The following is a 22,143-nucleotide window of genomic DNA, read 5'->3' as shown; positions in this document are numbered from 1 at the left end:
AGATGTGTATAAGAGACAGGGAATCGTGTGAACGGGGCGAATATTAACGGCGCCCCTCCGACTTGTCAAAGCCTGTTTTGCACAAAATAAATCGTTTGCTGGTTTATTCTGCAATTCGCCTAAAAACCGGCTTCCGCTGCCGATTTTTACCACAATCAGGCCATTAGACCTGCTCTGTCTTTTTCTCTGGCGCGTATTTCCACGCCCAGCGGCCGGTTATCAAACGGCGATAGAACATCACCGCACGAGTCGCCCAGTCGAGGAACATCCCCATCCAGACGCCCACAACGCCCCAACCCAGAACAATACCCAATACGTAGCCAACCACGACGCGGCAGCCCCACATGCTCAGCATCGACACCCACATCGCAAAGCGGACATCGCGCGCCCCTTTAAAGCCGGCAGGAAGCACCCATGAAGCCGCCCAAATCGGCATAAAGGCGGCATTCATCCACAGCAGAATCTTCACCACCTCTTTGACGTCCTGTTCCTGGGTATAGAACGAGGCGAACAGCCCGGCAAACGGCGCGGTCCCCCAGGCGATAAGGGTCAGTACAATAGTCGACATCCAGAAGACGTGCCGCAGCTGTCGTTCTGCCTGCGCCAGCTGCCCTGTCCCCAGTCGTTTACCGGTAATAATGGTCGATGCCGCGCCAAGGGCGTTCCCCGGCAGGTTAATCAGCGCAGCCACCGAGAAGGCAATAAAGTTACCGGCGATCACGTCGGTCCCCATTCCAGCAACAAACATCTGCGTGAGTAGCTTACCGCCGTTAAACAGCACCGATTCAATACTGGCAGGAATGCCAATCCCCATGACTTCCCAGATAATGGCGAAATTTAGCGGCTTGAAGTACGTTTTAAGCGGAATGCGCAGCGCCGGGTTAAAGCCCACCATCAGCACGATAATGGTCACCACCGCACCAATATAGCGGGAAATGGTTAAACCGAGACCTGCACCAGCAAAGCCCATACCGTCCCACGAGAAAATCCCGTAAATCAGAATGCTACTGATAATAATATTAAGGATATTCATCCCGCCGTTAATCATCAGCGGAATTTTGGTGTTCCCTGCCCCGCGTAGCGCACCGCTGCCAATCAGCGCAATCGCCGCGGCCGGGTAGCTCAGCACCGTGAGTTCCAGATAAGTTAGCGCCAGCGCTTTGACCTCAGGGCTGGCATCGCCGGCCACAATATTAATGATCTCCGCGCCGAAGTAGTGGATCACCGCCGCCAGTACGATGGCAAACAGAGTCATGATCACCAATGACTGGCGAGCAGCCGCCCGCGCCTTACGTCGGTCGCGCTTACCAAGGCTAAAGGCAACCACCACCGTCGTCCCAAGATCGACAGCGGCAAAGAAAGCCATCACTACCATATTGAAGCTATCGGCCAGGCCAACGCCCGCCATCGCTTCTTTGCCCAGCCAGCTCACCAGGAAGGTGCTGAGCACGCCCATTAACAGCACACAGGTGTTTTCGAGAAAAATAGGGATCGCGAGGGGGGTTATTTCACGCCAGAACAGCACTCGGTAGCTTTTGCGTTTTTTATACCAGGGCGTGCGTGAGACGGCCTGTCGTAGGGCGGCGGTGACGTTCAAAATGGGCCTTAGATCAGAAAGTTGAAACCACATTTCAAATGATGATGGAGAAATGCTGATCCTGCAAAACATTTTTCCTTAATTTTTGTTGGGATTCGCTTCAAATTGTTGATGGAATAGGCAAATGCATCACAAGCAGGCAATTGATGTTTGACAAAAATTTTTTCGCCGCTAAGATACGACTCCACACCGATTCCTCTGTAGTTCAGTCGGTAGAACGGCGGACTGTTAATCCGTATGTCACTGGTTCGAGTCCAGTCAGAGGAGCCAAATTTAAAAAGCCTGCTTTCGAGCAGGCTTTTTGCTTTCTAGCGTTCCTCATTCTCCGCGATACGAATCATCACAACGCCAAGCAGTGCCAGGTCGATAGGCAAAGCCAGCGCGAAGCAGAACCGCTCGATACCCGGCGCGGAATAAAAGGCGATGCACGATGTCGCAACCAGCGCAAGTGCCCCACCCACGGCTATCGCCATTCGTTCCTGAGTATCGATAGTTTTACTCCCGCTACCGAAAGCGATACCTGCTCCCAAACCGCCGAGAACAGCGCCCGGCCAAAGGTTAAGCGCCCCTTGCCCTCCCAACACAGGGAGCAGTATCAGCAACCATCCCAGAGCAGAGAGCCATAACCCATAGCGCATGGTAGACAAGCGCTCCCCCCATTTCCGCAGTGGCCAGTGTAATAACGCCATACCAACCGCAAATCCGGCGATGAGAATTAACAGCAGGCCTGAACCCGCACCAGGGCCAGGAAATGCCACCAGCAAGGCCCCAACCGAAACCGTCATACTCAACGCAATGACCCGCCCCCTTCTCACCGGAGATAGCCCAACATTCGCCGTTTCCTGATTCATACACACACTCATCTTTAGCTCCTCATCATGGCGAGAAATGATGAGATAAATTCATTTCTCTCTACGCATGCTGATAGCCTATCTCCTGTATAATCGGTCATTCAAACTCATAGTTTTCAGCATTAGATGAGAAAAACTCAGCCATGAGAAAACCACGATTGCCGCCGCTGGGTGCGCTGCGCGCATTCCATGCCGTTGCCTACTGCCGCAGTTTCAAATTGGCCGCCGAAATGCTGGGCGTCAGCGCCACGGCGGTGAGCCATCAGATAAAACTGTTGGAATCGGTATTGGAATGTCGAGTGTGCGAACGCAGCGCGCAAGGGGTAACACTTACCGAAAGCGGTGAAACACTCTACGTAGGTACTCAACGCGCGTTTGCAGCGCTAGAAGAAGCCACCAGCCAAATCGTTCGCCAGACGCTGCCGCCAGCACTGACGATAACGACCACCTCCAATTTCCTGACCCATTGGCTGGTACCAAGGCTGGCTGATTTCAAAGCGCAATTCCCGGCTATCGATCTGCGACTGCACACCAGCGTTGAGCGTGTTGATCTTACGCAGCGCACCGTTGATGTTGCGATCCGCTATCGTGAAACGCCGGAGGCCGTATTAAGCTGTACGCTGCTGCATGAGGATCGTTTTATCGTCGTGGCAAGCCCCACGCTTGCGCTCACACAGGTGGATGATCTCCGTGAGGCTACGCTATTTCACGTTGAAAACCGACAGGTGCCCGCGGAAGAACCCAGCTGGGAGCACTGGCAGAAGCGCTATGGACCTGAGGGATTAAACGTCAATGCGGGGCTGACCTTTAGCGATGAAACGCATGCGCTGCAGGCCGCCGTGGCAGGACAAGGCGTGGTGATTGCCAGTGAATTACTGGCTCGGGATCTGCTCAAACGCGGGGTGCTAACGGCGCCGTTTTCAGCATCATTGCCCGGGGCGAATTATTATCTGGTTAGTACGCCTGAAAACGCACAGCGCGAGGATATTGTGGTATTGAAAGAGTGGCTGCTGCTGCAGATGGCCGGAGACTAGCTCCGGCATATCCCTTCATCAGACAGGCAGAACGATATTGCTGCCCGCCAGTGTCCCCATACGGTTGTGCATCGCGCAGGCCGACTCAACGATATGCATCGCCATCGCCGCTCCACTGCCTTCACCCAGACGCATCTCCATATTCAGGTACGGTACCAGACCGAGATGTTCCAGCGCTATCCGCGCCCCTTTCTCCGCCGAGAAGTGAGAAGGAATGAGATAAGGTTTCACGCCTGGAGTAATACGGCAGGCCGCCAGCGCCGAAGCATAGGAGAGGAAACCATCAAGCACAACCGGCAAGCCGCAAGAGGCCGCACCGAGCATCACACCGGTCATCCCAAGCAGGTCAAACCCCCCCACTTTCGCCAGCACATCAAGACCATTACGGGCATCCGGCTGGTTCAACGCAATGGCGCGCCGTACAACATCCACTTTATGATGCAGTTGAGAGTGCGGCAGATTGGCACCGATACCAACAACGGCTTCCGGGTCGGTTGCGGTCAATACGCTCACCACGGCAGCGGCCGGGGTGGTATTCGCCATGCCCAACTCACCTACGCCAAACAACGTCACGCCCTGCTCTGCCAGGCTGCGGGTATAGTTCATGGTGGCCAGCAGTAGCGATTGCGCCTGCTCTGTGCTCATCGCCGCCGTTTTGGCGATATTGCCGCTACCACGCGCCACTTTCATGTCGATAAGCCCCGGAATGGGATCGGCATCGATACCGACATCAATCACATGTACCTGAGCTCCCGCCTGCGCGGCCAGCACGCAAACGCCGGTATTATGGCGCGTCATATTGGCGGCCTGAATGGCGGTCACCACCTGAGGAGAAACGGCTACGCCTTCATGCCACACGCCGTGGTCGGCACACATCACCAGAATCGCTTTGTTGTCTACCTGCGGTATGCCATTGAGTCCCGGCATTCCCGCCAGTTGAACCGCCAGCGACTCCAGGCGCCCCAGGCTACCGGTCGGTTTCAGTAAACCATCGATATGTTGCTGCGCACGCGCCATCGCGGCGCTATCAACATCCGGGATGGCAGCCAATAATGAAGCCAGTGTTTGCATTATTCTTATCCGTTTTGTTTAACGCTGGCTTACAGAAGCGCCAGCAAAAAGATCACTTCACCCAATTCAATACCCGCACCGAGCGTGTCGCCGGTTTGGCCACCTAGTGTGCGTTTAAGCAGTTGACCGATGATGAATACGCCGACAAACGCCACCAACAGCGCACGCAAACCGTGCATCCCCAGCAGCGCAGTTACCAGTGCACCGCCTATAACTAACGTCAGCCAGGTCTGGCGGAAGGTGACTTTGCCAATAAACAGGTTACCGAGCCCCTCTTCACGAGCATAACGATGGCGGTACATCAGCAGTACCGAAGCGGAACGGCCGGCGATACAGGTCGCAGCAATCGCCGCCAACATCGGTGTGTCGCGTAGGGCCAGTTCGCTCATCGCCAGTACTTTGGCCAGCAGGACAAAAATCAGTGCCAGCCCGCCGTGGGTGCCGAGGCGACTGTCACGCATGATTTCCAACATCTTCTCGCGACGACGCGCCGAGAAAATGCCGTCGCAGGTGTCAGCCAGGCCATCGAGATGGAACCCACCGGTCAGCAGCGCCAGCGCCAGCACGGCAAAAAATGCGGCCAGCGGAATACCGCACCAGGTCTGTACCAGCATAAAGACCAGCCCGCTTATCGCGCCGAGCAACAGGCCAATGACTGGAAAAGTGATAACCCCGCTGACGTAGCGATCAAGATCCAGCCCCTGGGACCAGCGCTGCGGTACCGGTAGGCGGCTCATAAATGAAAGCGTGGCAAAGAACAGTCGACTCATTTTATTTTGACTCCAATCCCTGATACCACCAGCCAGACGTCATCTGCCGCCTGCGCCAGCTTTTGGTTCACTCGCCCGGCAATATCGCGAAAATGCCGGGCCAAACGATTCTCGGGCACAATGCCCATTCCCACTTCATTGGTCACCAGCACAATTGGTGATGGACACTGCTGGCAGGCCGCGATCAGCGCATCAATTTCCACGTTGACCTGGTTTTCCAGCGCGGCAAAATCCCAGCGTTCAATCTCCTCTTCCTGACCGGAGGCAAAAAGAATATTGGTGATAAGCGTGGTGATACACTCCAGCAAGATGGCTTCCTGAGGATCATTTTGCGGGGTGATGATGTCGGCAAGATGTTGCCAGCGTTCTTCGGTGTGCCAGTGGGCAGGACGAGAGTCCCGATGGTGCTGGATGCGTTCGGCCATTTCGGCATCAAAAATCTGCGAAGTGGCGATGTAACGAACCCGGGGAAAATGGCTGATTAAGGATTCTGCGTGACGGCTCTTTCCGCTTCGCGCGCCGCCGGTCACCAGTATCATGATTGCGTGTCCTGATGTTGCTGCATGGTTCGCAATGTCACTTGATTGTGGAGGATTCTGAATAACAACCTGGAAGGTCGGGCGGTGACTCGGTCACCACCCGCTAATGACGGTTACTCGCCTTTCTGCTCGCCCATCACTTTCAACTTTTTGGAGATGTCGCGACGTTCTTTCGACAGCTCAGCATTTTTGATGATGTAGTCATCAACGCGATCTTCATAGTCGCCCTTCATGCTAGCGATGATGCCCTGAATCGCTTCTACGCTCATGCCCGGCTTGATGTAGTCGCTGAGGTTGTCCAGCAGCAGAACACGTTTCTGGTTGTCACGGATCTTTTTCTCAACGTCCTGAATTTCACGTTGCAGCTTGTTCTTACGACGGAACAAACGTACGAATTCTAGTACGTCCTGAAACGAAGGTTTCGTGGTTTCCATTTTTATACCCCTGATAGTTGATACTCGGATTCGTTAAAACAACGGCTACACGATAAGGTACACATTACTGATCTCCCCTTCAACCCGTATGAATTGGCGTAGCAACGTTGTCGCAAACATGCTTTTTTGCTTTGGCTTCATCATAACCCTAAATCTGGCTGAATCGAAACAACCCGTCGTAAAAGTGCGTGTATCTGCCTTTTATTTGCGCAATGCGCGGCACATCAGGCTCGACAATAATTCCAGCTGCCGTGCCAGTTCCATGCTTAACCAAACGTAGCCGTGGATCGGCGTTTCCGACAGATTTTCGCCTTTATACTCATTCACCAGCTGACGCAGCTCGGCGGCAATGTCGTTAAGCTTTTCGCTGTTGGCCTTAATAGGCTGCGGATTGCCCTCGTACAGCGCGTGGGCGATGGCCAGCAGCGTTTGCTGCGTCATCATCTGGGTTTCTCGCAGGGTATGCGCATTAAGCATCAGCAGATGGCTTGGCCGCGTCGCCCAGTGGGCGTTGATCTGCAGCTCCAGCATGCAGACCAGATTGCGACTCACGGTTTGAATCGCTTCGAAAATACCTTTGTGGATGTGCGTCTCTTTGCTGGCGGGTGTGATCAGGCCACGCATTTTCACCACGTCGTTCAACACCTTTTGCAGATGTTTTTCCAAACGCGGACGCTCAATAAGATTAGGTGACAGACCGGCTTGATAGATGCGGTTAAACTGAGTGACAAAGGTCGCCATCTGGATGCGCCAGTGGATAAACGCCCGCTGCGGCCAGATACCGGTAAACAGCATGGCCAGCAGACAGCCGAAGATGACGTCACCGCTTCGCCACAGCGCAGTAGTCATATCTCCCGGCGGTGCACCGACAACCACGCCTAAAGTGATGCCAATCAACAGTGCCTGATAGGGCTTTTTGCCCAAGGCCAGCCAGCCACAGAGGAACATCGCCCCGGCGCACCAAATGAGCATCAGCGGCAACGAGATCAATTCAAGTTTTAGCGCTATCAGCCCTAACGCCGAGCCGAGCACGGTTCCGCCAATACGCTGGAAGGCACGCGGCACCACGTTACCCCAAAAGGAGATAGGGCCCATCACCACCACCAGCGTGATAAGAGGCCAGGAGCCTTCCGGAATGTGCAGCAAGCGGACAATCAGAAAAGTCAGGACGAAGGCTAGCGCAATTCGCGCGCCGTGAACGGTGCGGTAATTGCGATATAAGCGAATTTCAAAAGGGCTGAGTGACTTATCCGGGCGCACACTCATTCTCCGACAAAACGAAAGCGTGAATTGTACCTGCTCGTACAGGCGACCACCACCGCAATAAAAATGTCCCTTCGAGGGTAACACCGTGAGTTTAAGGTTGAGATACCTGGGGAGACCGCCGGGTTTGGCGTCCCTCCGGGAACCCAATCCCGGCGTTTCCCCTAATCACTTTGCTTAAGTGAACGGTGTTACCCTTGATGGGGGCTTAATAATTATGCTTTATGATGCAAATAATCGCTCAGGCGAGAAAACATTCCGCCTTTGCCAACGCTTTCCAGCGTCACCAGCGGCCACTGAGCCACTACTTTATCGCCGTCGATAAGCTGGATTTCACCCACCCGCTGATGCGCGGCAATCGGTGCATCAAGCTCTTTCTTATCCAGCACATATTTGGCTTTGATATTAGGCACTTCGGATTTTGGCAGCGCTAACCAGAAGTCCTGATCGGTGCCGAGATCAATGTGTTCTTTATCTCCGTACCAAATACGCTCCGTACCCACTTTTTTTCCGTTTTTGAGGATCTGCACGGTATCGAAGTTTTGCTGGCCCCAGTGCAATAATTTGCGCGCCTGCTCTTCGCGGCCTTTGGCGCTGTCCGCGCCCATCACGACCGCAATCAGACGACGCTGACCGTCGACCGCAGAAGCAATCAGGTTAAAGCCAGCGCCTGAAGTGTGGCCAGTTTTCAGGCCGTCGATATTCATGGTTTTGTCCCACAGCAGGCCGTTACGGTTCTGCTGGGTAATCCCGTTCCACGTCAGGCTTTTTTCGCTGTACATGTGGTAGAACTCAGGTTCGCCGTGGATGATCGCGCGGGAAAGCACCGCCAGGTCATACGCGGAGCTGTGCTGGCCTGGCGCATCGAGACCGTGCACAGTTTCAAAATGGGTATCGTGCAGGTTCAGCGTTTCAACATAGTGATTCATCATTTTGACAAACTGTGGCTGACCACCCGCGACATAATCCGCCAGCGCCACGCAGGCATCATTGCCGGAGTCGACAATCAGTCCACGGCTAAGGTCACGCACCGTCAGACGGTCACCGGCTTTCAGGAACATCAACGATGAACCATCAAATACCGGGTTACCTGCAGCCCAGGCATCGCGGCCTACGGTGACCATATCGTCCGGGGTAATGTGGTGGCTATCAATGGCGCGGTCAACGACGTAGCCGGTCATCAGCTTGGTCAAGCTGGCCGGGTTGCGCTGCTGATGTTCATTTCCTGCGGTTAAAATCTGCCCGGTAGTGTAGTCCATTAAGACCCAAGCACCGGCCTGAATGGCGGGAGGGGTGACGGAAGGGATCGCGGATTCATCAGCAAATGCACACGAAACGCTCGAAGCGAGCAAAGAGACGGCAATAAAAAAACGGGCTTTCAACGGTAAATCCTCAACATTCACAAATTCGTCGTCCTTTTTACGGAAGTTCGTGCTTCCTGGCAGGCTTAAATTGCAAGAAAATATGACATGCATCTAATTGCACACGAAAAAACACTCTGCGCCATCGCTTCCAGATCCCCTAACTGCCCTTCTGATGCAGGGCTAAATCGTTTACCATGGGCATTAAATGCCATACACGGACACAGTTAACGCCATGCAATCGACTTCCAGCGCGCCGGGATTTTTGTTTCACGACTATGAAACCTTCGGAACCAGCCCTTCCCTCGACAGACCCGCGCAGTTTGCTGCCATTCGTACTGACAACGATTTCAATATCATCGGCGAGCCTGAGGTCTTTTACTGCAAACCCGCGGATGACTATCTTCCCCAGCCCGAAGCCGTGCTCATCACCGGCATCACGCCGCAGGAAGCGCGGACCAAAGGCGAAAACGAAGCCGCCTTCGCTAAACGCATCCACGATATTTTCACCGTGCCGGAAACCTGCGTGGTGGGCTACAACAACGTCCGCTTCGATGATGAAGTCACGCGTAACATCTTCTATCGCAATTTTTATGACCCGTACGCCTGGAGTTGGCAAAACCGCAATTCGCGCTGGGATCTGCTGGATGTGATGCGCGCCTGTTATGCGCTGCGCCCGGAGGGCATTAACTGGCCGGAGAACGAAGATGGTCTGCCGAGCTTCCGTCTGGAGCACTTAACCCGCGCCAACGGTATTGAACACAGTAATGCCCACGATGCGATGGCCGACGTCTACGCCACAATCGCGATGGCAAAGCTGGTCAAAGCCCAGCAGCCGAAGCTGTTTGATTATCTCTACGCCTATCGCGGCAAGAATAAATTGATGACGCTGATTGACGTACCGCAGATGAAGCCGCTGGTCCACGTCTCCGGCATGTTTGGCGCATGGCGCGGTAATACCAGCTGGGTCGCGCCGCTGGCGTGGCATCCAGATAATCGCAACGCCGTCATCATGGTCGACCTGGCCGGAGACGTCACCCCGCTTCTGGAGCTGGATGCCGATACGCTGCGTGAACGTCTGTACACCCCGAAGGCCGAGCTTGGCGATAACTCGCCGGTACCTATTAAGCTGGTGCACCTGAACAAATGTCCGGTGCTGGCGCAGGGAAATACGTTGCGTCCAGAGGATGCCGATCGTCTCGGTATCAACCGTCAACAGTGTCTGGATAATTTAAAACGGCTGCGTGAAAACCCGCAGGTCCGCGAGAAAGTGGTCGCCATCTTCGCCGAAGCTGAACCATTTATGCCTTCTGAGAATGTGGATGCCCAACTGTATAACGGCTTCTTTAGCGATGCCGACCGCGCGGCAATGAAGATTGTGCTGGAGACTGAACCGCGCAACCTGCCGGTGCTGGATATTACCTTTGCCGATAAGCGCATTGAGAAGCTGCTGTTTAACTATCGGGCGCGTAATTTCCCGGGGACGCTCGACGAAAATGAGCAGCAGCGTTGGCTGGAGCATCGTCGGCAGATCTTTACCCCGGAATTCCTGCAGGCCTACGCTCAGGAACTCGAGATGCTTTATGGACAGTATGAAGGGAATAACGAGAAGCTGTCGCTGCTGAAAGCACTGTATCAGTACGCGCAGGAAATCGTCTAAAACAACAAAGCCTCGCACATCAGTGCGAGGCTTATCATCACTATTTCTGCACCGTGATGGTCCAGGCCGCATCGCCGGACTGCTGGTAATCCGTTACGGTGAAGCCCTCTTCCGCCGCCCACTGAGGAATCGCTTCCGTCGCTTGGGTGCAATCAAATTCAATCACCAGCTGGTCACCGCTAGCCAGTTCAGCCATTGCCGCCTTCGCTTCAATTAATGGGAACGGACAAACCTGCGTCACCACATCCAGTTTTTTCACAACCATGTTTAACTCCTTAAGCCGTTGCGGGTTTCAGTTTGGCTTTCCGCTGCGGGCGAACATACAACATCCACGAGGCGCTCCACACGCCGAGGATCATAAATACGAGGCCAATCCAGCCCTGCCAGGTCATCATCGCCGTCATCACCAGGCCGTTACCGATAGAGCAACCACCTGCAATGCTGGCACCAAAGCCCATCAGCACACCGCCACCGGCGCTACGCAGCGTGGTGCTAACGTCTGCTGCACGCACGCGGAATTCACGGCTAGCTTTTGCCGCAATGAATGAACCGATGAAGATACCCAGAACCAGGAATACGCCCCAGTTGAGATACTTGCTGTCGCCACCCACGAGGAATTGCAGGATGTTCGCGGTCGGCGAAGTAATGCCCAGACCAAACATACGTCCGGTGGCTTCGCTCAATGGCCACGCCAGCAGCGCGATAAGTCCAATCAGCACGGCGGTCACAAAGGGATGCCAGCGTTTTTCAAACAGCAGGTGCGACAGGCCAGTGCGACGCGGTGGCAGTGTCGCCACCTTCAGTTTCGGCTTGTTTAGCTCTTTACGTACCAGCCAAACAGTCGCCACCACCAGCAGCGCAATAATTGGCCAGACGGAGATGTTCAGCGTTTCGGCAATCCCATTGTGCGCAGTCGTATGCTCACCGAGGAATTTATTAAGCCCTGCCGCGTGTGGAGAGCGCATCACCGCGCTCATCACCATGTAGGTTACCAGCGCAATCCAGCTGCCGATAAGACCTTCACCGGCACGATACCAGGTGCCAGTGGCGCAGCCGCCGGCGTAGACGATACCGATGCCAAACACAAAGCCGCCCACCACAGTGCCCAACCACGGGAATGCCCCCGCGTCATACTGCACTACGCCGAACTGAATCAGGGCGAAAACTCCAATACTCTGGATACAAATCGCAATCAGTAACGCATAGAACATGCGGTTATTTTTGGTAATGTACATATCGCGGAAACCACCAGTCAGGCAGAAGCGACCACGCTGCATGACGAATCCCAGCAAGGCTCCGCAGATGATTCCGCTTATTATCATGTGCAACATAAAATCAATTAACCCAATATTATCAGTCTTAAAATTATTCCTGACCGCGACTGTCGGCTCCAATAACCAAAAGCTCTATATTATTCCCGATGGTTATTACTGCTTATTTTTTATTGCTCACGATATTAAAGGCAAAAAAAACCGGAGGCCTGAGCCTCCGGTTTTCAATCAATATCTTACGATATTTATGCGATGTCTTCGTACTGTGGAACCGGATTGCGGAAACGCTTGGTCACGCATGCCAGGTATACCAGACCGATGGTGCCCCAAATCAGGCCCAGTACCATGGAGCTCTGCTCCAGGTTGACCCACAGTGCGCCAACCGTCAGCGCGCCACAGCTCGGCAGCACCAGATAGTTGATGTGGTCTTTCAGCGTCTTGTTGCGCTTCTCACGGATCCAGAACTGCGAGATCACTGAGAGGTTAACGAAGGTAAACGCAACCAGCGCACCGAAGTTAATCAGCGCAGTCGCGGTGACCAGGTCGAATTTAATCGCCAGCAGTGCAATTGCGCCAACCAGCAGTACGTTAAACGCCGGGGTACGCCACTTCGGATGAATGTAGCCGAAGAAGCTGGTCGGGAACACGCCGTCACGACCCATCACGTACATCAGACGAGATACGCCCGCGTGTGCCGCCATACCGGATGCCAGAACGGTAACACTGGAGAAGATCAGCACGCCCCACTGGAAGGTTTTACCCGCTACGTACAGCATGATTTCAGGCTGAGATGCGTCAGGATCTTTAAAGCGCGTGATATCCGGGAAGTACAGCTGCAGGAAGTAAGATGCCCCAATGAACACCATACCGCCGATCAGCGCAGTCAGGAAAATCGCACGCGGAATCACGCGCTCTGCGTCTTTGGTCTCTTCGGACAAAGAAGAGATACCATCAAAGCCGAGGAACGAGAAGCACAGAATCGTTGCGCCGGTAATCATTGGCACTACGTGTGCGCCATCAGACCAGAATGGACGAGTGCTTGCCAGCGTACCGGCGCCTTCACCGTGCATAATGCCGTAAATGATAAGGCCGACGATAACCGCCACAATACCCATCTGCAGAACGACAATCAGGGTATTGAAGTTCGCCACCGCCTTAATGCTGCGCAGGTTAGACACGGTCATAAAGCCGACCAGTGCAACCACGAAGATCCACGACGGAACGGAAGGCATCAGCGCTTCAAAGTAAATTTTCGCCAGCAGAATGTTGATCATCGGCATGAACAGATAGTCCAGCAGTGATGACCAGCCCACCATAAAGCCAACGACCGGGCTAATGGATTTCTGAGCGTAGGTGTATGCAGAGCCTGCAGACGGGAAACGGCGAACCAGTTTACCGTAGCTCAGCGCTGTAAAGAGAATCGCGATCAACGCAAAGGCATAAGCCGTTGCGACGTGACCGTCAGTGAGGCCTGATACGATACCGAACGTATCGAACAGCGTCATTGGCTGCATATAGGCTAAGCCCATCATGACAACCGGAATCAGCGTAAGCGTTTTACGCAATTCCACGCGAGAGGTGTTTGGAGTAACGTTATTTGACACGGTCAGTCTCCATTACGGCGATGGCCGGCGCAAAAAAGAAAAATTGCCCCATTTTTTTCTGTTTCCTCAGCGACAACAACTGTCGTTTTTTAAGTAAATATCTATCCGGTACGAAGCCCGGCCTCTTTTATTGGATGGTTGTTTTGATGTAAAAAAAATAACCGACGTGGCAAGCACGTCGGTTAATCTCAATTTTTTACATTCGACATATTTTGCACCAAACGGAAGCAAAAACACAAGCGAATGCGAACACAATCGAAGCCTTTACTCATCTAAATGGCTGATAATCAGGCAATCGCCAAATCGTAAACCTCAGCAATAGCACTATTTGCTAAAACAGATGCCATTTACTCCATCGGCATACGCAATGGATCGGGATATTGATACTCAAATCCCAGCTCATAACAGATACGATTGCCATCAATAATCTTGCCCTGCCCTTTACCGCTATCGCTAAACAGCGGTACCGCCAAACCAAGCTCTCGCGCCATTTGTGGGTAGAAAATACGCCGCGCCGGATGCTCAGGCGCGCAGATGTTATAAATGTGTCCGCCTTTAGGTGCCTGAAGCAGCTGCGTAATCGCAGAGATCACATCCTCAAGGTGGACCAGATTGACGCCGTGCTGACCATCCGGTGCCGATTTGCCCGCAAAAAAGCGCCCAGGATGACGTCCTGGCCCCACCAGCCCAGCCAGACGCAGAATATCCACCGAGGTTCCAGGCAACTGATGTAGCCAATCTTCCAGCTCTTTGAGCACCGAGCCGCTGGCTGTCACCGGCGCTCGCGGTGTGGTCTCTTTTACTACGCCTTCTTCTTTACCGTAGACCGATGTGGAACTGGTAAAGATGATGCGTGGAATATGGTGTGCCAGCGCGGAATCGACAATCTCCTGCACGGCCTGGTGATAAAAGTCCTCACCTTCACCGCTGCGGCGAGCCGGTAACGTTATTACCAGCGCGTCCACATTCATTAAGGCATCAAGATCGTCCGCCTCGCACACCAACTGCGGATCCAAACGCAGTGGATAGCTTTCAATACCGCACATACGTGCAGCTTCAACGCCATCCTCCGTCGTTTTACTGCCGGTTACGTGCCAGCCCCGCGCCATCAATGACAGCGCCAGCGGCATACCCAGCCACCCTAAACCGACAATTGCCACTTTCTTCATTGCGCTATCTCCTGATTCTTGCCGCACTCCTCTACTAAGGCTACGCCACCGTGTCAAAACTGACAATTTATAGTGGCAACATGAATAGATTTAATGAATGAAAAAAGCGCTTGCCTTCAACGACAAAAGTGGTTTAGGTTAAAAGACATCAAGTGAATAGTCATTCAACGAGAATTTTATGAGCCGCGTTCAATTTAAACACCACCATCATCACCATCACCCTGACTAGTCTTTCAGGCGATGTGTGCTGGGAGACATTCAGATCTTCCAGTGGTGCAAGAACGCAAGAGAGCCCCCGGAAGATCATCTTCCGGGGGCTTTTTTTTGAACCAAATTCAGCAGGGTAATGAGGAATACAGAATGTTAGATAACAGCCGTTTACGCATAGCTATTCAGAAATCTGGCCGCCTGAGCGATGATTCACGCGAATTACTGGCCCGTTGTGGTATCAAAATCAATCTCCACACCCAGCGTCTGATTGCGATGGCGGAGAACATGCCTATCGATATCCTGCGTGTTCGTGATGACGATATCCCGGGCCTGATTATGGACGGCGTGGTTGATCTCGGCATCATCGGCGAAAACGTACTGGAAGAAGAGCTACTGAGCCGACGCGCTCAGGGCGAAGACCCGCGCTACTTCACCCTGCGTCGCCTGGACTTTGGCGGCTGCCGTTTGTCCTTAGCTACCCCGGCGGATGAAGCGTGGAATGGCCCTGCCGCGCTCGACGGTAAACGTATTGCCACCTCTTACCCGCACCTGCTCAAACGCTATCTCGACCAGAAAGGTATCACCTTCAAGTCCTGCCTGCTGAACGGTTCTGTAGAAGTCGCCCCGCGAGCTGGTCTAGCGGATGCTATCTGCGACCTGGTCTCTACCGGCGCCACCCTCGAAGCTAACGGCCTGCGTGAAGTCGAAGTCATGTTCCGCTCCAAAGCCTGTTTGATTCAGCGAGACGGCGAGATGAGCGATGCCAAACAACAGTTGGTCGATCGCCTGCTGACCCGTATTCAAGGTGTCATTCAGGCTCGCGAATCAAAATACATCATGATGCACGCGCCGACCGAACGCCTGGATGAAGTGATTGCCCTGCTGCCAGGTGCTGAACGCCCAACCATCCTGCCACTGGCTGGCGATCAGCAGCGCGTAGCGATGCACATGGTGAGCAGTGAAACCCTGTTCTGGGAAACCATGGAAAAACTCAAAGCCCTGGGTGCCAGCTCTATCCTGGTGCTGCCAATTGAGAAGATGATGGAGTAAGTGCCATGAGCTTCAATACCCTGATTGACTGGAATAGCTGTAGCCCTGAAGAGCAGCAGGCACTGTTAATGCGCCCGGCGATCTCCGCATCCGACAGCATCACTCGCACGGTCGCAGAGATTCTCGACAACGTTAAGAACAACGGTGATAAAGCCCTGCGCGAATACAGCGCTAAATTTGATAAAACCGAAGTCGGCGCCTTGCAGGTCACCGCCGAAGAGATCCAGCAGGCCAGCGACCGTCTAAGCGATGAACTCAAACGGGCAATGCAGGCAGCGGTGCGAAATATCGATACCTTCCACCAGGCGCAGATACTGCCGCCGGTCGATATCGAAACCCAGCCGGGCGTGCGCTGCCAGCAGGTCACTCGCCCGATTGCGTCCGTTGGCCTTTATATTCCAGGCGGCTCCGCGCCGCTGTTCTCAACGGTATTGATGCTCGCCACACCCGCACGGATTGCCGGCTGCAAAAAAGTGGTGCTGTGTTCACCACCGCCGATTGCCGATGAGATTCTCTATGCCGCGCAGCTGTGTGGCGTAAAAGAGGTATTCAACGTCGGTGGTGCGCAGGCGATTGCCGCACTGGCGCTGGGCACCGAATCCATCGCTAAAGTCGATAAAATCTTCGGACCAGGCAATGCGTACGTCACCGAAGCCAAACGCCAGGTCAGCCAGCGCCTCGACGGCGCGGCGATTGATATGCCGGCAGGGCCGTCAGAAGTGCTGGTTATCGCCGACAGTGGCGCAACGCCTGATTTCGTCGCCTCGGATCTGCTCTCCCAGGCCGAACACGGCCCGGATTCGCAGGTCATCCTGCTGACGCCGGATGCGAAAATTGCCGCCGGTGTTGCCGAAGCCGTCGAACGCCAGCTCGCCGAGCTGTCCCGCGCCGACACCGCGCGCCAGGCGCTCTCCGCCAGCCGCTTAATCGTGGCCAACGATCTGGCACAGTGCATTGAAATCTCCAACGCCTACGGTCCGGAACACCTGATTATTCAGACCCGCAATGCACGTGAGCTGGTCGATGACATTACCAGCGCCGGTTCGGTATTCCTTGGTGACTGGTCGCCGGAATCCGCAGGTGATTACGCCTCCGGCACCAACCACGTGCTGCCAACCTATGGCTATACGGCCACCAGCTCAAGCCTTGGGCTGGCGGATTTCCAGAAACGAATGACCGTTCAGGAATTATCCCGCGAAGGCTTCTCCGCCCTGGCCGCCACCATTGAAACCCTGGCCGCGGCCGAGCTACTGACCGCCCACAAAAATGCCGTTACCCTGCGCGTTAACGCCCTGAAGGAGCAAGCATGAGCATTGAACAGTTGGCCCGCGACAATGTTCGCGCCTTGACCCCCTATCAGTCCGCGCGTCGTCTGGGCGGCAAAGGTGACGTATGGCTGAACGCCAATGAGTACCCAACGGCGGTGCCATTTGAGCTAAGCCAGCAGACGCTGAATCGCTACCCGGAGTGTCAGCCAAAAGCGGTGATTGAAAACTACGCCGCTTACGCAGGAGTGAAGCCAGAACAAGTGCTAGTCAGCCGCGGCGCGGATGAAGGTATTGAGTTGCTGGTACGTGCATTTTGCGAACCGGGCCGCGATGCGGTGCTGTTCTGCCCGCCGACCTACGGTATGTACAGCGTCAGCGCTGAAACCATTGGCGTCGAATGCCGCACTGTACCCGCCAAAGCCGACTGGCAGTTAGACCTGCCAGCGATTGCCGACAGCCTCACCAACGTTAAAGTGGTGTATGTGTGCAGCCCGAACAACCCAACCGGGCAGATTATCAATCCCCAGGATTTCCGAACCCTGCTGGAGATGACCCGCGATAAAGCGCTGGTTGTTGCCGACGAAGCCTATATTGAATTTTGCCCGCAGGCGACGCTTGCCGGGTGGCTGGCCGAATACCCTCATCTGGTGATTCTGCGTACGCTATCCAAAGCCTTCGCGCTGGCAGGGCTGCGCTGCGGTTTTACTCTGGCAAATGAAGAAGTGATTGCTTTATTAATGAAGGTAATTGCCCCTTACCCGCTCTCTACGCCGGTTGCCGATATCGCCGCCCAGGCGCTTAGCGCGCAGGGGATTGCCGCGATGCGCCAGCGCGTGGCTCAAATTCTTGATGAACGTCAGTACCTGGTGGAGGCGCTGCGCACCATCGACTGCGTCGAGCAGGTGTTTGATTCCGAGACCAACTACGTACTGGCTCGTATCAAAGCCTCCAGCAGCGTATTTAAATCTTTATGGGATCAAGGCATTATCTTACGTGACCAGAATAAACAACCATCTTTAAGCGGCTGTTTGCGCATCACTATCGGCACTCGCGAAGAGAGCCAGCGCGTGATTGACGCTTTGAAAGCGGAGACCGTATGACCCAGAAGTTTCTCTTTATCGATCGTGATGGCACCCTGATTTCCGAGCCACCAAGCGACTATCAGGTAGACCGTTTTGACAAGCTGGCCTTCGAGCCAGACGCCATTCCCGTTCTGCTGAAGCTGCAAAAAGCCGGTTATAAACTGGTGATGATCACCAATCAGGACGGACTGGGTACTGACAGTTTCCCACAGGCCGATTTTGACGGCCCACACAACCTGATGATGCAGATCTTCACCTCACAAGGTGTGGTCTTTGACGATGTGCTGATTTGCCCGCACCTACCGGCGGATAACTGCGCATGCCGTAAACCGAAAACGCAGTTAGTCACCGCCTGGCTGGCGAATGAAGTGATGGATACCGCCAACAGCTATGTGATTGGCGATCGCCTCACCGACATCGAGCTGGCGACCAATATGGGCATCACCGGCCTGCAATATAACCGCGACAGTCTGAACTGGGTGGCGATTGGCCAGCAACTGACCCGCCGCGACCGCTATGCGCGTATCGAACGCAATACGCGTGAAACGCAGATTGATGTCGAAGTGTGGCTCGACCGCGAAGGCGGCAGCAAAATCAATACCGGCGTGGGCTTCTTCGACCATATGCTCGATCAGATTGCCACCCACGGCGGCTTCCGTATGAACATTACCGTGAAGGGCGATCTCTATATTGACGATCACCACACGGTGGAAGACACCGGCCTGGCGCTGGGCGAAGCGTTAAAAGTAGCACTGGGTGACAAGCGTGGCATCAACCGTTTTGGCTTCGTTCTGCCGATGGATGAGTGCCTGGCCCGCTGCGCGCTGGATATTTCCGGCCGCCCACACCTGGAATACAAAGCCGAATTCACCTATCAGCGCGTTGGCGACCTAAGCACCGAGATGATCGAGCACTTCTTCCGCTCGCTCTCCTACACCATGGGTGTAACGCTGCACTTGAAAACTAAAGGCAAAAACGATCACCACCGTGTGGAAAGCCTGTTTAAAGTCTTTGGCCGCACGCTACGCCAGGCGATTCGCGTAGACGGCGATACCCTTCCCTCCTCAAAAGGAGTGCTGTGATGAACGTGGTTGTCCTCGATACCGGCTGCGCCAACCTCAATTCGGTGAAGTCGGCAATTGCCCGTCACGGCTACGAGCCGGTGGTCAGCCGCGAACCGGAAGTGGTGCTGCGAGCCGACAAACTGTTTCTGCCAGGCGTAGGAACCGCACAGGCGGCCATGGACCAGCTGCGCGAACGCGAACTGGTTGAGCTGATTAAGGCTTGTACTCAACCGGTGCTGGGGATTTGCCTCGGAATGCAGTTGCTCGGTCGCCGCAGCGAAGAGACTCACGGCGTAGACCTGCTGGGGATCATCGACCAGGACGTACCGAAGATGACTGATTTTGGCCTGCCGCTGCCGCACATGGGCTGGAACCGTGTCTATCCAAAGGCCGGCGATCGTCTGTTCCGCGGCATTGAGGACGGCGCGTACTTCTACTTCGTTCACAGCTACGCCATGCCGGTTAACGAGTACACCATCGCCCAATGCAACTACGGCGAACCGTTCACCGCCGCCGTGCAGAAAGATAATTTTTACGGCGTGCAGTTCCACCCAGAACGCTCCGGTAGCGCGGGTGCACAGCTGCTGAAAAACTTCCTGGAGATGTAATGATCATTCCTGCTTTAGATTTGATTAACGGCACCGTGGTGCGTCTCCATCAGGGAGATTACGGCCAGCAGCGCGACTACGGCACCGATCCGCTACCGCGCCTGCAGGATTATGCGGCACAAGGTGCCAAAGTGCTGCACCTGGTCGATTTAACCGGCGCGAAAGATCCGGCTCAACGCCAGATCCCACTGCTGAAAACGCTGGTTGCCGGCGTGAACGTCCCGGTACAGGTTGGCGGCGGCGTCCGTACGGAAGAAGACGTGGCGGCATTGCTTGAGGCTGGCGTCGCGCGCGTGGTCGTCGGTTCGACGGCGGTGAGATCACCTGACGTGGTCAAGGGCTGGTTCAAGCGCTTTGGCGCAGAACACCTGGTGCTGGCGCTGGACGTGCGCATTGACGATAACGGCACCAAGCAGGTCGCCGTCAGCGGCTGGCAGGAAAACTCCGGCGTTACGCTGGAGGAACTGGTTGAGACCTATCTACCGGTTGGCCTGCAACACGTGCTGTGCACCGATATTTCCCGTGACGGAACGCTGGCGGGCTCCAACGTGTCGCTGTATGAAGAAGTCTGCGCGCGCTATCCGCAGGTGGCGTTTCAGTCCTCTGGCGGCATTGGCGACCTTAACGATATTGCCGCTCTGCGTGGCACCGGCGTACGCGGTGTGATTGTCGGACGCGCGCTGTTGGAAGGTAAATTTAACGTAACGGAGGCCATCCAATGCTGGCAAAACGGATAATTCCTTGTCTCGATGTGCGTGATGGTCAGGTCGTTAAAGGGGTGCAGTTTCGCAACCACGAAATTATCGGCGACATCGTGCCGCTGGCAAAACGCTACGCCGATGAGGGCGCAGATGAACTGGTGTTCTACGATATCACCGCCTCCAGTGACGGCCGCGTGGTTGATAAAAGCTGGGTCTCCCGTGTCGCCGAAGTTATCGACATTCCATTCTGCGTTGCCGGTGGTATCAAATCCATCGACGATGCGGCGCGTATTCTCTCTTTCGGCGCCGATAAAATTTCGATTAACTCCCCGGCGCTGGCCGATCCCGAGCTGATTACTCGCCTTGCAGATCGCTTTGGCGTGCAGTGCATTGTGGTGGGAATCGATACCTGGTTTGATGCCGATACGGGCAAATATCACGTCAATCAATACACCGGCGACGAAAGCCGCACGCGCGTCACCCAATGGGAAACCCTCGACTGGGTGCAGGAAGTGCAGAAGCGCGGCGCGGGCGAAATCGTCCTCAATATGATGAACCAGGACGGCGTACGTAACGGCTACGACCTGGAACAGTTAAAGAAAGTGCGCGACGTTTGCCGCGTGCCGCTCATCGCCTCCGGCGGCGCGGGAACGATGGAACACTTCCTCGAAGCCTTCCGCGACGCCAACGTTGATGGCGCGCTGGCGGCATCGGTATTCCACAAACAAATTATTAATATTGGCGAACTAAAAGCGTACCTGGCAGCACAGGGCGTGGAGATACGGGTATGTTAACTGAACAACTGGACTGGGAAAAAACCGACGGACTGATGCCCGCCATTATTCAACACGCCGTTTCCGGCGAGGTTTTGATGCTGGGCTATATGAATCAGGACGCGCTGGCTAAAACTCAGGAGTCCGGCAAAGTCACCTTTTACTCACGCACTAAACAGCGTTTGTGGACTAAAGGTGAAACCTCCGGCAACTTCCTGAACGTCGTCAGCATCGCGCCAGACTGCGACAACGACACCCTGCTTGTGCTGGTTAACCCGATTGGCCCAACCTGCCATAAAGGCACCTCCAGCTGCTTTGGCGACACCAGCCACCAGTGGCTGTTCCTCTACCAGTTAGAGCAACTGCTGGCCGAGCGTAAAACCGCCGACCCGGCGAGCTCGTACACTGCGAAGCTCTATGCCAGCGGCACCAAGCGCATTGCGCAGAAAGTGGGCGAAGAAGGCGTAGAAACCGCGCTGGCGGCAACGGTTCACGATAAGTTTGAGCTGAAAAACGAAGCCTCAGACCTGATGTATCACCTGCTGGTACTGCTGCAGGATCAGGAGCTGGATTTGACGACGGTGATTGAGAATTTGCGCGAACGCCATCAGTAAATCCTCCCCTCAAACCCGGCCACTGCGCCGGGTTTTTCGCTTTATGCCCTCCCAGATAACCTTAATGACCGATAACGATTATATTTTTTTGCGCACAGACGGTATGATCGCGCCTAAAAGCGATAATCGCATCAGAATTGGGTTTGAGG

The 22,143-nt window shown here is 54.7% G+C and carries 24 protein-coding genes, 1 tRNA gene and 1 other annotated feature; of the genes, 12 read left to right on the top strand and 13 right to left on the bottom strand.

Annotated features, from left to right (window positions below; genetic code table 11):
• Positions 1-163: 163 nt before the first annotated feature.
• The gene (locus KP80_RS19460; protein WP_052285284.1) at positions 164-1,630 is read right to left on the bottom strand and encodes an EmmdR/YeeO family multidrug/toxin efflux MATE transporter; all 1,467 of its coding nucleotides are present in this window, start codon (positions 1,628-1,630) and stop codon (positions 164-166) included.
• A complete protein-coding gene (locus KP80_RS23475) occupies positions 1,606-1,785 on the bottom strand; it encodes a DUF5951 family protein (RefSeq protein ID WP_419772965.1) in 180 nt (59 codons plus the stop codon). Before KP80_RS23475 ends, KP80_RS19460 begins: the two co-directional genes overlap by 25 nt.
• A 6-nt stretch (positions 1,786-1,791) precedes the next feature.
• On the opposite strand from KP80_RS23475, the gene KP80_RS19455 reads away from it, so the two are divergent.
• A tRNA-Asn gene (locus KP80_RS19455) sits at positions 1,792-1,867 on the top strand.
• A gap of 38 nt (positions 1,868-1,905) precedes the next feature.
• On the opposite strand, the gene KP80_RS19450 is transcribed toward KP80_RS19455, so the two are convergent.
• A complete protein-coding gene (locus tag KP80_RS19450; RefSeq protein WP_052285283.1) occupies positions 1,906-2,460 on the bottom strand; it encodes a hypothetical protein in 555 nt (184 codons plus the stop codon).
• A 131-nt stretch (positions 2,461-2,591) separates the two neighbouring features.
• Between KP80_RS19450 and KP80_RS19445 the strand changes: the two genes are divergently transcribed.
• The gene (locus KP80_RS19445) at positions 2,592-3,482 is read left to right on the top strand and encodes a LysR substrate-binding domain-containing protein (protein WP_052285282.1); all 891 of its coding nucleotides are present in this window, start codon (positions 2,592-2,594) and stop codon (positions 3,480-3,482) included.
• An 18-nt stretch (positions 3,483-3,500) separates the two neighbouring features.
• Here KP80_RS19445 and cobT read toward each other — a convergent pair whose 3' ends face one another.
• The 6 genes from cobT to dacD all read right to left on the bottom strand — a co-directional run bounded on the left by cobT (position 3,501) and on the right by dacD (position 8,941).
• Positions 3,501-4,553 (bottom strand): nicotinate-nucleotide--dimethylbenzimidazole phosphoribosyltransferase, encoded by a 1,053-nt coding sequence (gene cobT / locus KP80_RS19440; protein ID WP_052285281.1) that lies wholly within the window; start codon positions 4,551-4,553, stop codon positions 3,501-3,503.
• Positions 4,554-4,582: 29 nt separating this feature from the next.
• A complete protein-coding gene (cobS, locus tag KP80_RS19435; RefSeq protein WP_052285280.1) occupies positions 4,583-5,323 on the bottom strand; it encodes an adenosylcobinamide-GDP ribazoletransferase in 741 nt (246 codons plus the stop codon).
• Complete coding sequence (gene cobU, locus KP80_RS19430; RefSeq protein WP_052285279.1) at positions 5,320-5,865, bottom strand: bifunctional adenosylcobinamide kinase/adenosylcobinamide-phosphate guanylyltransferase; 546 nt, start codon at positions 5,863-5,865, stop codon at positions 5,320-5,322. The genes cobS and cobU overlap by 4 nt, the downstream gene beginning before the upstream one ends.
• A 110-nt stretch (positions 5,866-5,975) precedes the next feature.
• Positions 5,976-6,296: a DUF496 family protein gene (locus KP80_RS19425; RefSeq protein ID WP_035894853.1), complete on the bottom strand. Its 321-nt coding sequence runs from the start codon at positions 6,294-6,296 to the stop codon at positions 5,976-5,978.
• Positions 6,297-6,497: 201 nt separating this feature from the next.
• Positions 6,498-7,556 carry an FUSC family protein gene (locus tag KP80_RS19420; RefSeq protein ID WP_052285294.1) on the bottom strand — a complete coding sequence of 353 codons (1,059 nt, stop codon included), beginning with the start codon at positions 7,554-7,556 and terminating at the stop codon, positions 6,498-6,500.
• Positions 7,557-7,774: 218 nt separating this feature from the next.
• Complete coding sequence (gene dacD, locus KP80_RS19415; RefSeq protein WP_052285293.1) at positions 7,775-8,941, bottom strand: serine-type D-Ala-D-Ala carboxypeptidase DacD; 1,167 nt, start codon at positions 8,939-8,941, stop codon at positions 7,775-7,777.
• 214 nt (positions 8,942-9,155) lie between these two features.
• On the opposite strand from dacD, the gene sbcB reads away from it, so the two are divergent.
• Positions 9,156-10,580: an exodeoxyribonuclease I gene (gene sbcB, locus KP80_RS19410; protein ID WP_052285292.1), complete on the top strand. Its 1,425-nt coding sequence runs from the start codon at positions 9,156-9,158 to the stop codon at positions 10,578-10,580.
• Positions 10,581-10,620: 40 nt separating this feature from the next.
• On the opposite strand, the gene tsuB is transcribed toward sbcB, so the two are convergent.
• From tsuB to KP80_RS19390, 4 genes are all read right to left on the bottom strand, one after another.
• Positions 10,621-10,845 (bottom strand): thiosulfate utilization sulfurtransferase TsuB/YeeD, encoded by a 225-nt coding sequence (gene tsuB / locus KP80_RS19405; RefSeq protein WP_001575873.1) that lies wholly within the window; start codon positions 10,843-10,845, stop codon positions 10,621-10,623.
• Between the two features lie 10 nt (positions 10,846-10,855).
• Entirely contained in the window at positions 10,856-11,911 is a 1,056-nt protein-coding gene (gene tsuA, locus KP80_RS19400) for a thiosulfate utilization transporter TsuA/YeeE (RefSeq protein WP_052285278.1), read from the bottom strand.
• Positions 11,912-12,096: 185 nt separating this feature from the next.
• Positions 12,097-13,455 carry an APC family permease gene (locus tag KP80_RS19395; RefSeq protein ID WP_052285277.1) on the bottom strand — a complete coding sequence of 453 codons (1,359 nt, stop codon included), beginning with the start codon at positions 13,453-13,455 and terminating at the stop codon, positions 12,097-12,099.
• A 347-nt stretch (positions 13,456-13,802) separates the two neighbouring features.
• Complete coding sequence (locus tag KP80_RS19390) at positions 13,803-14,624, bottom strand: SDR family oxidoreductase (protein ID WP_052285276.1); 822 nt, start codon at positions 14,622-14,624, stop codon at positions 13,803-13,805.
• Positions 14,625-14,802: 178 nt separating this feature from the next.
• Between KP80_RS19390 and hisL the strand changes: the two genes are divergently transcribed.
• The 9 genes from hisL (at position 14,803) to hisIE (ending at position 21,994) form a co-directional block, all read left to right on the top strand.
• A complete protein-coding gene (hisL, locus tag KP80_RS23155) occupies positions 14,803-14,853 on the top strand; it encodes a his operon leader peptide (protein WP_071594744.1) in 51 nt (16 codons plus the stop codon).
• Positions 14,829-14,950, top strand: a sequence feature (His leader region). Its footprint overlaps the gene before it by 25 nt.
• A 34-nt stretch (positions 14,951-14,984) precedes the next feature.
• Entirely contained in the window at positions 14,985-15,884 is a 900-nt protein-coding gene (gene hisG, locus KP80_RS19385; protein ID WP_052285275.1) for an ATP phosphoribosyltransferase, read from the top strand.
• A gap of 5 nt (positions 15,885-15,889) precedes the next feature.
• A complete protein-coding gene (gene hisD / locus KP80_RS19380) occupies positions 15,890-17,194 on the top strand; it encodes a histidinol dehydrogenase (RefSeq protein ID WP_052285274.1) in 1,305 nt (434 codons plus the stop codon).
• Positions 17,191-18,252, top strand: a complete 1,062-nt coding sequence (hisC, locus tag KP80_RS19375) for a histidinol-phosphate transaminase (RefSeq protein WP_052285273.1) — start codon at positions 17,191-17,193, stop codon at positions 18,250-18,252. Before hisD ends, hisC begins: the two co-directional genes overlap by 4 nt.
• A complete protein-coding gene (gene hisB, locus KP80_RS19370) occupies positions 18,249-19,316 on the top strand; it encodes a bifunctional histidinol-phosphatase/imidazoleglycerol-phosphate dehydratase HisB (RefSeq protein WP_052285272.1) in 1,068 nt (355 codons plus the stop codon). Before hisC ends, hisB begins: the two co-directional genes overlap by 4 nt.
• Positions 19,316-19,906 carry an imidazole glycerol phosphate synthase subunit HisH gene (gene hisH / locus KP80_RS19365; protein ID WP_052285271.1) on the top strand — a complete coding sequence of 197 codons (591 nt, stop codon included), beginning with the start codon at positions 19,316-19,318 and terminating at the stop codon, positions 19,904-19,906. Before hisB ends, hisH begins: the two co-directional genes overlap by 1 nt.
• On the top strand, positions 19,906-20,643 hold the full coding sequence (hisA, locus tag KP80_RS19360) for a 1-(5-phosphoribosyl)-5-[(5-phosphoribosylamino)methylideneamino]imidazole-4-carboxamide isomerase (RefSeq protein WP_052285270.1): 738 nt from the start codon (positions 19,906-19,908) through the stop codon (positions 20,641-20,643). The genes hisH and hisA overlap by 1 nt, the downstream gene beginning before the upstream one ends.
• Positions 20,625-21,401 (top strand): imidazole glycerol phosphate synthase subunit HisF, encoded by a 777-nt coding sequence (gene hisF / locus KP80_RS19355; protein WP_052285269.1) that lies wholly within the window; start codon positions 20,625-20,627, stop codon positions 21,399-21,401. Before hisA ends, hisF begins: the two co-directional genes overlap by 19 nt.
• On the top strand, positions 21,395-21,994 hold the full coding sequence (gene hisIE / locus KP80_RS19350) for a bifunctional phosphoribosyl-AMP cyclohydrolase/phosphoribosyl-ATP diphosphatase HisIE (protein ID WP_052285268.1): 600 nt from the start codon (positions 21,395-21,397) through the stop codon (positions 21,992-21,994). Before hisF ends, hisIE begins: the two co-directional genes overlap by 7 nt.
• Positions 21,995-22,143: the final 149 nt, after the last annotated feature.

The sequence above is a fragment of the Kluyvera genomosp. 1 genome (assembly GCF_001266615.1).
GTDB lineage: Bacteria > Pseudomonadota > Gammaproteobacteria > Enterobacterales > Enterobacteriaceae > Kluyvera > Kluyvera cryocrescens_A.
Note: the sequence above shows the minus strand (reverse complement) of the source record. Positions and strands in the feature narration are given on the sequence as shown.